Annotated in this window: 9 protein-coding genes and 1 pseudogene; 1 reads left to right on the plus strand and 9 read right to left on the minus strand. The window is 55.2% G+C overall.

Annotation, left to right across the window (positions count from 1 at the left end; translation table 11 throughout):
- The first annotated feature begins 82 nt into the window (after positions 1 to 82).
- A complete protein-coding gene (locus PJI16_18805; protein ID MDT3779617.1) occupies positions 83 to 1,597 on the plus strand; it encodes a DegQ family serine endoprotease in 1,515 nt (504 codons plus the stop codon).
- A gap of 327 nt (positions 1,598 to 1,924) precedes the next feature.
- Here the strand turns inward: PJI16_18805 and PJI16_18810 are convergent, their stop codons facing one another.
- From PJI16_18810 to PJI16_18850, 9 genes and pseudogenes are all read right to left on the minus strand, one after another.
- Complete coding sequence (locus tag PJI16_18810) at positions 1,925 to 2,077, minus strand: hypothetical protein (protein MDT3779618.1); 153 nt, start codon at positions 2,075 to 2,077, stop codon at positions 1,925 to 1,927.
- Between the two features lie 46 nt (positions 2,078 to 2,123).
- The gene (locus tag PJI16_18815) at positions 2,124 to 2,354 is read right to left on the minus strand and encodes an STAS/SEC14 domain-containing protein (GenBank protein ID MDT3779619.1); all 231 of its coding nucleotides are present in this window, start codon (positions 2,352 to 2,354) and stop codon (positions 2,124 to 2,126) included.
- A gap of 579 nt (positions 2,355 to 2,933) precedes the next feature.
- Entirely contained in the window at positions 2,934 to 4,577 is a 1,644-nt protein-coding gene (locus tag PJI16_18820) for an acetolactate synthase large subunit (protein ID MDT3779620.1), read from the minus strand.
- A 234-nt stretch (positions 4,578 to 4,811) separates the two neighbouring features.
- Positions 4,812 to 7,358 carry an alpha-glucan family phosphorylase gene (gene glgP / locus PJI16_18825; GenBank protein MDT3779621.1) on the minus strand — a complete coding sequence of 849 codons (2,547 nt, stop codon included), beginning with the start codon at positions 7,356 to 7,358 and terminating at the stop codon, positions 4,812 to 4,814.
- A gap of 177 nt (positions 7,359 to 7,535) precedes the next feature.
- Positions 7,536 to 7,923, minus strand: a pseudogene (locus PJI16_18830) (HAD family hydrolase).
- A 2-nt stretch (positions 7,924 to 7,925) separates the two neighbouring features.
- Entirely contained in the window at positions 7,926 to 9,332 is a 1,407-nt protein-coding gene (gene zwf, locus PJI16_18835) for a glucose-6-phosphate dehydrogenase (GenBank protein MDT3779622.1), read from the minus strand.
- Position 9,333: 1 nt separating this feature from the next.
- A complete protein-coding gene (gene gnd / locus PJI16_18840) occupies positions 9,334 to 10,353 on the minus strand; it encodes a decarboxylating 6-phosphogluconate dehydrogenase (protein MDT3779623.1) in 1,020 nt (339 codons plus the stop codon).
- Between the two features lie 43 nt (positions 10,354 to 10,396).
- A complete protein-coding gene (gene tkt, locus PJI16_18845; protein MDT3779624.1) occupies positions 10,397 to 12,481 on the minus strand; it encodes a transketolase in 2,085 nt (694 codons plus the stop codon).
- 1,007 nt (positions 12,482 to 13,488) lie between these two features.
- Positions 13,489 to 13,788: a hypothetical protein gene (locus PJI16_18850; GenBank protein MDT3779625.1), complete on the minus strand. Its 300-nt coding sequence runs from the start codon at positions 13,786 to 13,788 to the stop codon at positions 13,489 to 13,491.
- Positions 13,789 to 13,813: the final 25 nt, after the last annotated feature.

The raw sequence follows: 13,813 nt of genomic DNA on the forward strand, positions 1-13,813 counted from the left end.
TCTCCCTTTTATCCCGGGGGGCTAGGATGTGCATGCAACATCATATTGAGGGGGTCTTCTTAACTATCAAGGAGGAATGTCCATGGTCACAAAAAATCACTTTCTATCTTTGACCCGTATGAACGCCAATAAGGCAGGTCTGGCTGGCATCGGGTTTCTGGCTGGCATTCTGATGTTCGGGTCTTGGAATATGCCGTTTTATTCCCACGCGGCAAATTCCCAGCCAGTAGCTTCAGCATCTATGGGATCTCCACCAAATATGGAGAAAGGAGGATTTGCTGACATTGCCCAGGCGGTGACACCCGCGGTGGTCAATATTACGGTTCGAAAAAAAGCACCGGTTCCTATGTCGGGAGTGCCGTCTGATCGGATGAGAGAATTTTTCGGTATACCAGGAATGCCGGAGATGCCAGGAATGCCGAAAAGGCGAGGCGGACCTCCTGTTCCGGAAGCGCAGGGAGCCGGTTCCGGTGTCATTATTTCCAGTGATGGGTATGTACTAACCAACGACCATGTGGTCGATGGTGCCAATGAAATTACGGTGACTCTTCCGGACAAACGAGAGTTTACCGGAAAAGTTGTGGGCCTTGACCCTCAGACAGATCTAGCTGTGGTGAAAGTTGATGCCACGGATCTTCCATTTGTTCCTTGGGGAAATTCCTCAAGTCTTCGTGTAGGTGAATATGTTCTGGCGGTCGGCAATCCCTTTGGATTGAACTCCACTGTCACCATGGGGATTATCAGTGCGTTGGGTCGAGGGGGAATGGGGATTACACAATATGAGGATTTTATCCAAACCGATGCCGCCATCAATCCGGGTAATTCCGGCGGAGCGTTGGTGAATACGCGAGGAGAACTTGTCGGAATAAATACGGCAATCTTTTCACAGTCCGGCGGCTATCAGGGCGTGGGATTTGCCGTTCCCACCAATCTTGCCAGGCCGGTTTACGAGAGTTTAATCAGCACCGGCACGGTTGTCAGGGGTTTTCTGGGAGTCGGGATTCAAGAAATAAATGCAGATCTTGCCCAATCCTTTCAATTGGATCAAACCAAAGGGGCTTTGGTTACGAATGTCGTCCCGGGGAGTCCAGCAGATGAAGCCGGTCTCCAGCGCGGAGATGTGGTTGTTGAATTTCAGGGTAAACCGGTATTGGATCCACGCAGCCTGCAGCATCATGTCATCCGGACCACAGTGGGGTCTGAGGTGAGCATGGTGGTGATGCGAAATGGTCAGAAGAAATCCGTGAAGACGGTGATTCGTGAACAAGATAATCCCACTCAGGTGGCACAGGCTAGCCCTGTGGAGAAAGAAGGCCCCTTGGCCGGGGTGGCTGTTCAAGATCTGGATAGTGGCATCGCACAACAATTGGGATTGGAAAAAAATGTCAATGGCGTGGTCGTCATGGATGTCGCTCAGGGAAGTTATGCTGCACGGGCCGGACTAGTGCAGGGAGATGTGATCAGTGAAATCAATCGTAAGCCAGTCCGTTCTGAAGAGGATTTCCTGAAGGCGGTGTCCCACTTGAATGAGAATTCATCCGCGTTGATCTTTATTCATCGCGGAAAAGGGGCGTTGTTTTTGAATATTAAAGTGTAACCGTGAATGTAGTGAAAAAAAGGATTGAAAGGGGGCTTCTTCTACTGAAGAAGCCCCCTTTGGTTTGTTGGAGTTTTTTAATCCATTTCGGCGAAAAAAACTTCACGATACACATACCTATCATGCAGGATTCTTCCCGCCAGTTTTTGGTATCACATCCTTGAAAAATTTTCCACAAAGTTTGTAGTGTGCTTCCTCTCTAAATGGTAGAGGATAGAAGAGGTCAGGAGTCGTTTTCCTTGTTAAAGTTATGAACTAGAAATCTGCGCCCCTGTCTTCCGTTTTTTAAGTAATGGAAAAGTGAAAATTGTCCGCATTGGGTTGAGCCTACTTTTGTTTGGGGGTCCTGATTGCTTTCCACTTCTGCGTCTTGGCGTGACTGAGGCCATACGGGGACGAACCTAATTTCTTTTTCACTTCCGGCAAGGGCAGGGTTTTCTGATTATCCTTCACATCTGCCTGGCCGGTGTTTGGTTTCATAATGAAACTTCTCCTGTCTTTGCGATGCGAGGCTGTTAAGGTGCGGCTAAGCTTTCGCCAACCACTTCTTTGCCTCAGCGGCGTCGGCGTGTTTGCAGTGCCGGACCGTCGCATTTGTGAATGGTTTGCAGAACGTCGCCATGCCATGCTGCCATTTCTTTTTACCGACCATCGCGATTCGCTCTATATTAGCATAGTGATGGATGCGAACTTGGTGTCCTCCCACAGCGCGCCGGCGTTCCAACCGTAAAAGCTGCTCATGTCGAACCGCACGCACAACTTTCCCTGATGCCGGACGAGACGCTCAAACGCTGAAGAAAATTGCTCGTAATCCGCCCTGACCAGATTCCCACTGACATGTACGGCGAGTAATCTCCCCCCGTTTTCTTTATTGAGTTGAATGGCCATTGTAAATTCCTTTAGTTCATTTCTGGATTGTTGTCTTTCCAAGTTCAATCCGGTGGTTTTATCGACGTGAGCTTGTTTTTCGTGTTCAGAAAACTCGAGTCTCTTTCTAGGTATTGGTCGGGATTGCCGCTGCCCTGATCCATCGCAGGGCTTCGTCATAGGCGGAATCCGGGAAGTGCTTGACCTCCAACATGGATAAGATGAGCGATGAACTGTTGACGGATGAATCGGGGGAATGAAATGATGAGATTCACGTGATTCTCATCGTGTAAGCTGGGGGTACCTGATCCTAAAAGTCTTTAAACTCTCCTCACGCCCGGCGGGCCTAGGAACGAACGTTTTGGGAGGTTAGCGCATTGTTCCGCAAAGAGATTTGTCCGACCGGCAGAGAGGTGAGGGGCTGAGGCATCTCTTTTGTGAAGGACTTATCGAGAACGCGCAGGTGTGTTTATCGTTGAACCCCAGGCATCGAGGGGAGGGTCCCGAGTCTTTGGGTGAGGAGTAAATTCTCCGAAGCATCCACCGGGCAGTCGATGATGGAAAGTGTATTGGAGCTCAATGCCTTACGCAGCACGGGTACCAATTCCTCCGCCGATGCGATGCGATAGCCCTTTGCGCCAAAGCTTTCCGCATATTTCACGATATCTATTTTGTTAAATTCCACGTATGACGACCTGCCGAATTGCTGCATTTGTTTCCAACGAATCAGGCCGAGGTCGCCATCGTTGAAAATGAGCACCACAAAGGGGGTACTCATGCGTATGGCGGTCTCCAATTCCTGCGAGTTCATCAGGAACCCACCGTCACCGGTCACCGCCACCACACGGCGATCCGGGTGCGCCAGTTTGGCAGCCACCGCGCCGGGCAGGGCAATGCCCATGGCGGCGAACCCGTTTGAAATGATGCAGGTGTTGGGAAGAAAGCACGGGAAGAGTCGCCCCAGCCAGACTTTGTGCGCGCCAACATCCGAGATCACGATATCATCGTGGGCTAGCGACGAACGCAGGTCGGCGAGGATTCTTTGCGGCTTGAGGGGAAAGGACGTGTCCTGACCGCCCTGTGCCAATTCACCGCGAAGCATTTGGCGGAATCGTGAGCTACTCGTCGCGGCATGCGCGTCACCCTGCTCCGTCAGCGCTTCGAGTGACGAGGTGATATTGCCCACTACCCCGACGTTGACGATGTACGATGCGTCAACCTCAGCGGGTGACATGTCCACGTGCACAATTTTCTTGTCGCGCTTGGGGTTCCAGGTATGGGGCGCATATTCCACGATGTCGTATCCAATCGCGATGACGACGTCGGCTTCCAGGAACTCGCAGTTCACATAGTCAATCGGTGCCAGTCCGATGGCGCCGAGCGAGAGGGGGTGGGTATCGGGAATGACGCCCTTGGCCATGAAGGTGGTGGCGACCGGAATGTTCAGCTTTTCGGCGAATCGCATCAACGCTTCTGAAGCATGTCCGCGAATGACGCCGTTGCCCGCGAGTACGATCGGGTGCCTGGCCTCGGCAATGATATGTCCGGCCTTGTCGAGTTGTTCGGGGGCGGCTCCGCCGGGGTGGACCCATTGCACGAGCAGCGGCTGTCCATCGGTTTCCATGCAGGCAATATCTTCGGGAATTTCGATGTGTGTGGCGCCGGGCTTTTCGGACTGAGCCAACTTGAATGCCTTGCGAAAGACTTCCGGTATGATGTCGGGTATGGGCAAGGTGGTGTTCCACTTGGTTACGGGGCGAAACAGGGAAACGATATCAAGATGCTGATGCGATTCCTTATGGAGCCGGTCCTGGTCGGCCTGGCCCGTCAGGGCGACGACTGGCGCACGGTCCATGTTGGCATCGGCCACCCCGCTAATAAGATTTGTGGCGCCAGGCCCCAGCGTAGAGAGACACACACCGGCTTTGCCGGTCAACCGGCCATACACGTCCGCCATGAAGGCCGCGCCTTGCTCATGCCGGGTCATGACGAAGCAGATGGAAGAGCCGATCAGGGCGTCGAGGAGATCCATGTTCTCCTCGCCCGGCACACCGAAGATGTATGCCACACCTTCGTTCTCCAGACATTGTACGATGAGTTTGGCAGCTTTCATGTTTGCCTTCCGGATTCAATGTTCTTAGAACAGGGAGTGTTGAATAATAATTTCCATGGGCAGATTGACCCACAGGCACGTTGCCTATCAGAGGCCTCGGGGCGGTTCAAAAAAGTTCGTCCAGCAAGGCCGCAGTCATTTTTGCGCGCAGAGCGTACTTCCAGTACGTGAGCACGGAAAAATGGCGAGAACGCCGCTGGCGGCTTTTTTCAACAGCCCCTTAGAACAATTTAATCAACGCTGCCAAAGGATGTGAGCCTCCTCCAGGGGAATCGCCATCCCGTCGCAGTGCGGAATCACCCGTGCCGTATAGTCCGTTGCCGGGCGGGCCGCCGACACGGCCGCGTGGTAGACATGCCCGCCGACCGATCCGGCCAGTTGCCGAATGTTATTCATCTCCTGCCGGTGCGGAATGTTACCGCCGACCCCGTCAGCATAGAGCTCGACTCGTACGGCCTCAGGATCGAGATCGTCGAGATAGACCTGAACTTCAAAAATATGTTCTGCCCCGTGGGTCTCCACCTTCACGTTGCCGAAGCGTAGCGCGGCCCAATGTTGATCCAGCGTGTGCCGCCAATTCAGTATCTGGGGGCCGCCGGCGCCTTTATCGGCGGCGCGTGTTCGATAGGCCGCTGCCGCCGGGAGGTACCGTTGCTCGGTGTATTCGCGCACGGTGCGATTGGCGGAGAAACGCGGAGTCAATTGCGCCATGCTTTCCCGCATCCGTTTGATCCATGCGGCGGGAATGCCATTCCTGTCCCTGGTGTAAAACTCCGGGATCACCTCCCGCTCGAGCAAATCATACAGTGCGTCGGCTTCAACCGCATCCCAAGCGGGATCGTCGCCGTGTTCCTGGCCATCGCCCAATGCCCATCCCACTTCAGGCGTGTAGGCTTCCGCCCACCACCCGTCCAACACCGAGAGATTGAGTCCGCCGTTGACGAGTACTTTCATGCCGCTGGTTCCGCTCGCCTCCCAGGGTCGTCGGGGCGTGTTAATCCACACGTCGACTCCCTGTACCAGCCGCTCCGTTAACAGCATGTCATAGTCGCTCAAAAAAATAATGTGGGGGCGGATCTCCGGCTGGCGGATGAACGTGATCCATTCATGGATCAAGGCCTGTCCAGCCCGGTCCTCAGGATGGGCCTTGCCGGCCATGATGAGCTGGACGGGGCGTTCCGGATTGGTCAGCAGGCCGCGCAATCGTTGCGGATTGTGCAGGAGCAGGTTCGGTCTCTTGTAGGTGGCGAACCGCCGCGCAAAACCCAATGTCAACGAGTTGGGGTCAAAAAGATACTTCGCCGCATCAATGGATTCAGGCGATGCGCCGGAAGCAGCCAGTTGCCTGGACAATCGCTCACGAGCATATGTGACAAACGCCTGGCTGGCGGCGATCCGAAATTGCCAAAGCGTGGCGTCAGAGATACGGCGCATGTCCTGCTCCAGCCTGTCCATCGTCCCCACCCACCGCTCCTTTCCACAGACTTTCGTCCACAGATCATCAGACGGGGCTGAGTCCCACGTCGGCATGTGAACTCCGTTCGTCACATATCCGACCGGTACTTCGTCTTCCGGCCAATGCGGAAAGAGCGGCGCAAAGAGATGCCGACTCACTTTTCCATGCAAACGACTGACGCCATTCACCCCGCCGCTGCCCCGAATAGCCAAATAGGCCATGTTGAACGATTCAGAAGAATCGTGCGGGTTCTGACGGCCCAAGGCCAGCAAATCATGAAGCGGAATTCCGAGCTTCTCCTTGGCATACCCACCGAGATATTGTCCAATGAGTATTGGACTGAATCGGTCGAAGCCCGCGGCCACCGCGGTATGGGTGGTGAACAGGTTTCCCGCCCGGGTCAAGGCCAGGGCAACGTCGAAGGGCTGTCCGGTTTCCTGCATAAAACTGCGGGCACGTTCCAAGACCGCAAACGCGGCATGCCCTTCATTCAGATGACAGACTTCGGGTTGAATGCCCAGCGCCACCAACAGGCGCCATCCGCCGATTCCGAGCAGCAATTCCTGCTGGAGGCGCAGCTCGGGACCGCCCCCATATAGCTCACTGGTAATTCCTCGATGAGCAGGAAAGTTGGCCGCATCGTTGCTGTCCAGCAGATAGAGTTTTACCCGGCCGACCTGGACCTGCCAGGCGCGCAGCCAGACCGAGTACGCCGGTAAGGCGATCTCCAACCGCAACCATTCTCCATTTGATTGCCGCAGGGGTCTGATCGGCAATTGTCCCGGATCGTTATAGGGGAAAAGGGCCAGTTGCGTTCCGCTCTTATCGATCACCTGACGAAAATAACCTTGCTGGTAGAGGAGTCCCACGCCGACCACCGGCACGCCTAGATCGCTGGCGGCTTTGAGTTGATCGCCGGCGACATTGCCGAGTCCGCCCGAATAGATGGGCAACGCTTCGCTCAACATGAATTCCATGCTGAAATAAGCGGCGCAGGTCAGGGACGTCTGCGAATGATTCTGCTGAAACCAGGCGGGGCGCTCTACTGCCTGTTGCCTGGTTTGCACCAGGCTATCAATGTGTGTGCGAAAACCGGGATCCGCCAGCACATGCTTGATCCGGTCGTGCGAGACCGTCTGCAGGACAACCCAGGGATTGTGTGTGATATCCCATAGTTCGGCATCAAGCTGCCGCCATACTTCGTCGGTCGCATGATTCCAGCATGAACGCATATCGAGGGCCAGCTCGGCCAGGGAATCGAACCCCTCGATTTCGCGCGAGAGAAGATTATAGAAAGGGTAGTTGGCCGGGGTCGGTTTGCTCATGACGTTTCCTTCAGTCTTGGCTCGGAAGGTTTTCATGCCAACGAATGAAATTTCGTCATTTTATTTATTGTAGGATTCATTTTATGCTTTCAGGTGAAAAGGTGAAAGATCAGTTGTCTCGCAAGACTCCGAGCGAGATCTTGCCGTTGTCCGGTTATCCACATGATGCTATCTAAATCCCGATCGATGGATCTTGCGCGGCTGGAACACTACGTCGCCATCTGCCAGGATCACCGTTTGGCCTCAAGGTCGTCGATGGGCGATGACCTCGATGGTGCCAGGATATAGGCGAACCGCAAACGGATAGTCCACCGGAAATGAAGTCATCAACAGCGATCGCGGGTCATTCATGGTTTCAACTCGGTAGCGTTGTAAGGCTCCCAGATAGTCCGCATAGCCGAGGTCATGGCGTAGCGCTTCAAAAATTCCCCAATAGCGATTCCGGCTCGCCTCGCCAAACTCCTGAACAAGATGATGGTCGAGGTCAATGCCAATGCGATTGTTATCGAGCAGGCAGAGTGTTTTCGACATCCAGCAGGAAGACGGAGTTGTCCGGCGCGGTCATGCTCATGTTTCCTCGGATAAGGGATTGTGCCAGCCTCCGTCTGTTGCGATGAGGGCATCCGCCTCTTTCGGCCCCCAGGTGCCGCGCTTGTAAGGCCGGACCGGGTGGTGTATCCTCAGAACCGGATCGACCACCCTCCAGGCGGCTTCCACCGCGTCCTCACGGGTAAAGAGCGCTCCGTCGCCGGCCATGGCATTTCCTATCAGTCGCTCGTAGGGTTTTTCCTTTCCGGATTGCTCTTCCAGCAGATAGAGTTCTTGCTGGTCGCCGATGAACTCCTTCCCTGGCCGCTTGACGCGGGCAGCGAGGGCGACGGCCGAACTGGGGGAGAGTCGAAAACGCAGATAATTGCCTCGTCCGGCTGCCGGCCTTGAATCGTCAAACAGTCGTTGCGGTGGAGGCTTGAGTTCCACGAGGACCTCGGCTGCCGTTGTTGTCAAACACTTTCCTGCACGCAGGTACCACGGCACTCCTTCCCAGCGCCACGAGTCGATGAAGAGTCGCAGGGCACAGAATGTTTCCACGTCGGAGGCTTTCGCGACGCCCGGTTCCTTTCGGTAACCGGTGTACTGGCCGCGCACCACGTCGTCCGGCTGCAGGGGACGCATGGCTTGAAACACCTTCGCTTTTTCGCTGTGGACGGCTCCATAGCCCTGATAGGCGGGCGGCTCCATTGCCAGCAGTGAGACGATCTGGAAGAGGTGGTTCTGTATGACATCGCGGAGGCATCCGGTACTTTCGTAAAATGCCCCGCGAGCCTTCACGCCAAAATCTTCGCAGAGGGTAATCTGCACGCTCTCTACGCAGTCACGGTTCCAGATCGGCTCCAGGAACGAATTAGCGAAGCGAAAATAGAGAATATTCATGATGGCTTCTTTCCCGAGGTAGTGGTCGATACGAAAGATCGAGTCCTCTGGAAACACCGACTGTGCCATTCGGTTAAGATTTTGTGCTGAGGCCAGGTCGCGTCCGAAGGGCTTTTCGACGATGAGGCGCGCATCTTTGGCCAAGTCTGAGCCGCCGAGTCCCTGGATGACCGCCGTGAAGAGGGAGGGAGGGATGGCCAGGTAATGCGCTGGACGCTTGGCATTGCCCAGAGTCTGCTTGAGTGCCTTGAACGTCCCGGGGTCGTTGTAATCTCCGCCTACATACTTGAAAAGGGAAAGCAGGTGGTCTAAAGCCTCCCGGTCATCGATCTTGCCGGCCTGTTTAATACTGTCCGTTACATGTTTGCGCAATTGCGCCAGGCTCCACTTTGGAGCGGCGATACCAACCACGGGAACGTTGAGAAGCCCGCGTTTGGTCATGGCATAGAGCGCCGGTATGATCATCTTGTGGGCGAGGTCGCCGGTGACCCCGAAGAGGACCAGGGCGTCGGACCGCTTTGGTCGGCTGTTCGTCCTGCCCATTTCAGATTTCTTCCTTTTTCTCATCATGTCCGCCAAACTGCTTCCGCATAGCGGAGAGGACCCGATTGGCGTAATCGGCCTCACCCCTGGATTCAAACCGCCCGAAGAGCGCTGCGTTGATCACGGGTGACGGCACGCCCTCGTCAATCGCAGCCAAGGCCGTCCAGCGTCCTTCGCCGGAATCCGACACGCGGCCGGAAAAACTTGTCAGATTTGAATCCTCGACCAGAGCCTCGGCGGTGAGATCAAGCAACCAGGATGCCACCACACTGCCCCGGCGCCATACCTCGGCGACCTGACCCACGTCGATCTGGTACTGATAGGCCTCCGGGTCACGCAGGGGGGTCGTCTCAGCGTCCTGGTCCCGGGAGCGCAGACCGACGTCGGCGTGCTTAAGGATGTTGAGGCCTTCGGCATAGGCCGCCATCAGGCCATACTCTATTCCGTTGTGGACCATTTTCACAAAGTGTCCGGCACCAGTCGGGCCGCAATGCAGGTAGCCCTGCTCGTCCTGACCGGGGTCACCTGTCCGGCCAGGGGTGCGGGGTGCTACCTTGATTCCCGGCGCGATGCTGCTGAATATCGGGTCCAGATGTTTGACGATTTGTTCCTCTCCGCCGATCATCAAGCAGTAGCCGCGTTCAAGTCCGAAAATTCCGCCGCTGGTGCCGCAGTCGACATAGTGAATGCCACGGACTTTGAGAGCCTTCGCCCGCTCAAGATCGTCGCGGTAGTAGGTGTTGCCGCCGTCGATGATGATATCGCCCGTCTCCATGCGCGCGGCCAGTTCCTTGACTGTCTCGCCGGCCACGCCGGCTGGCACCATCACCCAGGCCGCGCGCGGCTTGGACAGTTTCGCGATGAACTCGTCAAGCGAGGCGGCGCCCTGGACATCCCGGCCCGCGAGTTTCTCGACCTCAGCGCTGTTCCTATCGTAGACCACGCATGTGTGGCCGGCTTTTGTCAGGCGGCGTACCAGGTTCGCGCCCATTCGTCCAAGACCGATCATGCCAAGTTGCATTTTGTCTCTCCTTTTTTTTAATGGTTATCCGTGTGTTATCCCTTCATCGCGGGGTTTCCAGAAGAGCCAGAGCCCGGCTGCATACGTTGGTGACAGTGAAGCCATACTCTTGCATAACAATCTTCCCTGGGGCCGATGTGCCAAAACGATCTACGGCGAGCACATCACCATTGTTGCCGACATAGCGATACCAACCTTGTGATACTCCGGCTTCGACAGCGAGCCTCGCGCCGACCACAGGGGGAAGCACCGTGTTACGGTACTCCCCTGACTGGGCTTCGAATAGTTCCCAACTGGGCATTGAAACGATGCGCACCTGGAGTTTTTGTTCCAGCAGTTTCTCCCGTGCCTCCACAATCAATGCGACTTCAGAGCCGCTGGCAATCAGAATCAGATCGGGACGCCCATTCGGGGCCTCGGCCAGGATGTAGCCGCCGCGCTTCAGGCCATCGGCGGCGGAGAGCTGTGTACGGTCGAGCGTTGGCACAGCTTGTCGTGTCAGGATTAGTGCCACGGGCTGATCCCGCGTTTCGATTGCCACCCGCCAGGCCATGGCTGTCTCGTTGGCATCGGCAGGACGGATCACGATGAGGTTGGGAAGCGCTCGCAGACAGGCGATCTGCTCCACGGATTGATGGGTTGGGCCGTCCTCACCCAGTGCGAGGCTGTCATGGGTGAATACATACACCACTTGTATCCCCATCAGGGCAGCGAGCCGGATCGGCGGGCGCATGTAATCGGAGAAGGTCAAAAACGTTGCCCCGAATGGGATGATCCCTCCGTGCGTAGCGAGGCCGTTCAGGATCGCCCCCATTGCATGCTCCCGAACCCCGAACTGGAGATTCCGGCCGGCATAGCTCCAACCGCCGCCGGCGGAACCTTGCAGATCCCCGACCGCCATGTCGGAGGATTCAAAATTGCCTGCATCCTTCAATTCAGTAAACGTGGAGGTATTCAAGTCGGCCGAGCCGCCGATCAAGGCGGGGAGTGTCCGGTTCATCGCGTCCATAATTTTTCCCGACGCCTCGCGGGTGGCCAGGCCTTTGCTATCGGCGGGGAATTGCGGGATGTTTGCGTCCCAATCTGGCGGTAATTCCCCTTTGATGAGCAGGCGAAGTTCGCCGGCAAGCTCAGGGTATTGGGTCTCGTACGCCTTAAAGGTGGCATTCCATTCCGCCTCCGCTTGACGGCCACGGTCAACGGCCTGGCGACAATGCTGCTCGACTTCTTCCGGCACAAAAAATGGGGGGTCAACAGGCCAGCCCAGGTTCTCTTTCGTCAGCTTCACTTCTTCCTCGCCGAGGGGGGAACCATGGGCCGCAAATGTGCCTTGTTTGTGGGGAGAACCGTAGCCAATATGAGTCCGTATGAGGATCAGTGAGGGCCGCTCCGTCTCCTGACGCGCCGCATGGATAGCGCGATCAATGGCGTTTACGTCGTTACCGTCGTCGATCGATTGGGTATGCCAGCCATAAGCGGCAAATCGTTGGGCCCGGTCCTCGGTAAATGTAAGCTGCGTGGATGCGGCGAGCGTGATCCGATTATCGTCGTACAAATAGATTAGTTTGCCGAGTTTCAAGTGCCCGGCGAGCGAGGCCGTTTCGGCCGCCACGCCTTCCATCAAATCGCCGTCACTGACCAGGGCATAAGTGAAATGACGAACAATCTCAAATCCTGGCCGATTATACCGGGTGGCCAGATAGGCTTCGGCGATGGCCATGCCCGCTGCATTGCCGAAACCCTGGCCGAGGGGGCCAGTGGTGGTTTCCACGCCGGGGGTTATTCCTCTTTCGGGATGTCCGGGCGTGCGGCTGCCCCATTGGCGAAACTGTTTGAGTTGATCGAGCGGCAGATCATAACCCGTGAGATATAGCAAGCTGTAGAGTAGCATCGATCCGTGGCCCGCCGACAGAACAAATCTGTCCCGATTGAACCAGTCCGGATTGGAGGGGCTATGTTGAAGAAATCGTGTCCACAGGACATAGGCCATCGGGGCGGCACCTAGCGGGAGGCCTGGGTGGCCGCTCTTGGCTTTTTGCACCGCATCTACCGACAAAAAACGGATCGTATTGATCGACAATTGATCCAACTGCTCGGAACTGGAAACGGATGTGTGTGCTTTATTCATGGTAGGTATTCCTTATTTCGTTGAGTGAATACAACATGGCCTTTCCTCTATATTTCCCCCGGCCGCACGGTTTATCTGGTGCCAGTAAGCTCGAATGCAATTGGAGGAAAGGCCTTTCCGAAGTCTCGTTAGCGGTTTTACTTAATTTTTCGTGCTGAAATTCTTTGTTCTCCTCCTTGCTGAATTATCAGATGCGTCAGGACCTGCACCTTGAGGTTGGCCCCAAGGCCGGTCTTGTCTTTTTCATTTTCAATGATGCATAGAGGTTCGTTTTTCGTGGCATGCTGTCTCTCTTCGACGCAGAAGTCTGCCATGATTCTTGACGATGACGTCACGACCACCTCAGGCTTCCCATGTCCATACACCATGATCTCCGCGTGTACGCCTTTTGGTCATAAACCTCTTTGTTGTTTCTCTGTCCGTATGTTTTCTCATATGACAGCGATCTTGTCATAATAACGAAATCTGGATATCCTCCCAACCCTATTCCGATCTTGTCAAAGCTGTCCACCATTTCAATTACGCAATCATACCTCACCATCCGGTAGCCGGCTTTGATTTCCATGTGAAGAGGAAGGGGCGCTACATTGGAGAGTGGCAGAGAATTCCGGTTTGTCTCATAGCCGAGCATGGTTGGCGAACCGACATTCCTTCCTGGGTCAAGACTTCGCTATAGGGGTCTGGCGCATACTCCGCCTGAGGATATGCGTTGAAGACGACATATCGGGTCTGTGGCAGCGGACGACATTTGTTCAGGATCGCGGTCATGGGAACGCCTCTTAGTTCCCCCTGGAGGGTCGGGTAAAGGAAAAATTTATATGCTGCTGCGCATCAGGAAGAACATGCAGAACAGATTCATGACAGGGTTGATTCAAAGCCGGAGTAGAAATCATCAGGTGTCCTGATCCATTCCTCTCCCTATCCCATCTGGCTTTCACGGGTTTCTTGCGATTTCATTTCCTTGTCAAAAGAGAGTTGGATCGACAGGGATCCGGTTTCGTCGTTTTCTAATAAATGATGGGGGGGCGCTTTTCATTGATGACTAATTTCAATCGGCTTAATTGAAGGGGGCGCTCGGGATCGCGCGTATAGTGCGAGAAATCCTCTGACAACTCAACCTTGCTGAGGGGGATGGAAAGGTGTTGTTTCATATGTGATACTTGAGTTTCAATCGAGAGATCAACCAATTGCTCGGTGCAGCCCGTGACTTCGGTGTTCAGATCCTGAGCATCCAAGAACTGGACTGTCACTCGCTCTTCCGGATTAAGCCACCGACTGATCTCGTTCTTTTTTTCATCGTTCGTCATGTTGATCCTTTTCACGTGTTAACGG

The organism is Nitrospira sp. MA-1, assembly GCA_032139905.1.
Lineage (GTDB): Bacteria > Nitrospirota > Nitrospiria > Nitrospirales > UBA8639 > Nitrospira_E.

Excerpts from the sequence above, each read along its gene's own strand:
- PJI16_18805 (MDT3779617.1), top strand. The coding sequence starts at position 83 with ATGGTCACAAAAAATCACTTTCTATCTTTGACCCGTATGAACGCCAAT.
- PJI16_18810 (MDT3779618.1), bottom strand. The coding sequence starts at position 2,077 with ATGAAACCAAACACCGGCCAGGCAGATGTGAAGGATAATCAGAAAACC.
- PJI16_18820 (MDT3779620.1), bottom strand. The coding sequence starts at position 4,577 with ATGAAAGCTGCCAAACTCATCGTACAATGTCTGGAGAACGAAGGTGTG.
- glgP (MDT3779621.1), bottom strand. The coding sequence starts at position 7,358 with ATGAGCAAACCGACCCCGGCCAACTACCCTTTCTATAATCTTCTCTCG.
- zwf (MDT3779622.1), bottom strand. The coding sequence starts at position 9,332 with ATGGGCAGGACGAACAGCCGACCAAAGCGGTCCGACGCCCTGGTCCTC.
- gnd (MDT3779623.1), bottom strand. The coding sequence starts at position 10,353 with ATGCAACTTGGCATGATCGGTCTTGGACGAATGGGCGCGAACCTGGTA.
- tkt (MDT3779624.1), bottom strand. The coding sequence starts at position 12,481 with ATGAATAAAGCACACACATCCGTTTCCAGTTCCGAGCAGTTGGATCAA.
- PJI16_18850 (MDT3779625.1), bottom strand. The coding sequence starts at position 13,788 with ATGACGAACGATGAAAAAAAGAACGAGATCAGTCGGTGGCTTAATCCG.